We start from the raw sequence: 1,738 nt of genomic DNA on the forward strand, positions 1-1,738 counted from the left end.
GTAAGTCTAAATGAATTGAACAAACGTTAAGAAAAACTAAACGTCTGTTCAGGAGGGGGCATTTGGACTTATCTTAAGCTAATTATCTTTGAGAGCCACGCAGATCAGCAACGGCCTGATGTAGTGTTTCACAAGATGCATCGGTCGGCGAAATTGGCTCACCCGCTTCGATCTCTAGCTTAGTCCAGAAACGACTTGGTAATCCTTTGCATGCTCGGCCTTTGTAGCGACTGAAGTAGCTACCCCATAACCCTTTGAGAGCCATTGGAATAACTGGTACGGGAGAGCGTCGGATAATCAGCTCCATACCACGCATGAATTCTGCAACCTCGCCATCTGAGGTGAGTTTACCTTCCGGGAAGATACACACGATATGACCTTCATGCAGTGCTTGTTCGACCTCGTTGAAAGCGTTGCGAATCGAGCGGCGGTTGGTGGATGAGATAGGAATCACTCCAGCTCTTTTCAAGAAGCGTCTTAATGGTGGAAGCTTGGCATAGTCTTCTTCCATGACAAAACGAATCAGGCGAGGGCATACCGCGCTGAGCAGCAGTGCATCCATATAGCTGACGTGGTTACAAACAATCAACGCTCCACCATTCTCAGGCAGGTTGTGCAGATTCTTGTGCTTAACACGGTACATGGTGTGAGTGACGACCCAAGTGAAGAAGCGGAAGGCGTAAATGGGTACCTGATAGAACAGGTAAAGCATCACGAAGGTGTTCAATAGCGCCAGCAGTATAAACAGCTGTGGGATGGATAGTTCAAGCACGCTTAAGCATACGATGCCCATCACAGCGCTACCTACCATGAACAGCGAGTTGTAGATATTCAGTCCTGCTATCACTTGAGCACGCTCGTCTGGCTTCGCACGTAGCTGCATCAGTGAATAAAGCGGAACAATAAAGATACCGCCAGAGATGCCAAGTAGTAGCAGATAAGCAAACAGCGGCCATAGCTCTGAATAGGTCACAAATTGATGGAAAGAGCTAAACTCGGGCAAAGATTCGGGGATGGATGTCGCCATCAGTAAGCCAAAAATTGAAATCCCTAAACTGCCCATTGGCACAATGCCGATCTCAATTCGGTGATTTGAAAGCTTGTCACAGGCTAGAGAGCCAATGGCAATGCCTACAGAGAATAGGGCCAGCAAAAAGGCAACCGAACTCTCAGTGCCATTCAAATGCAGCTTAGTGAAGTTTGGAAATTGGGTTAAGTAGGTTGCGCCAAGGAACCAAAACCAACTGATAGACATTAAAGCCTGGAAGGTTGGTCGGTCTTTTTTTGCAATCGCGAGTGTTGCTTTGGTCAGCTTGATTGGCTGCCATTTCACTTTAAGATCTGGCGCATTGCTTGGTGCTTCAGGAATAAAGCAGCTTGATACATAGCCAAGTACAGCAAATGATACTATACAAATTGCTGCAACCAACTTCGCGCTCTCTTCCGATGCAATAATACCGGCACCCAAAGTACCAATTAGAATGGCTAGGAATGTGCCAGTCTCAACTAAAGCGTTACCTGAAACGAGTTCTTTTGTTTCTAGTTGCTGAGGGAGTAAGGCGTATTTTACTGGTCCAAAGAAGGCACTCTGCGTTCCCATTAGAAACAGAAGTAGAAGTAAGATCCCGTAGCTTTCGTAGATAAAACCAATCGCACCCAGCGACATGGTCACCACTTCAAGTAGCTTCACTTTACGGATAAACCAAGATTTTTCGTATTTGTCGGCCAGTACGCCCTG

Annotated in this window: 1 protein-coding gene; it reads right to left on the bottom strand. The window is 46.6% G+C overall.

All coding sequences use genetic code 11. The features are described from left to right. Positions 1-82 precede the first annotated feature (82 nt). On the bottom strand, positions 83-1,738 hold a 1,656-nt coding region (locus BCT81_RS24815; RefSeq protein WP_102426188.1), incomplete at its 5' end, for an MFS transporter.

This window comes from Vibrio sp. 10N.261.52.A1, assembly GCF_002876325.1.
Taxonomy (GTDB): Bacteria; Pseudomonadota; Gammaproteobacteria; order Enterobacterales; family Vibrionaceae; genus Vibrio; species Vibrio chagasii.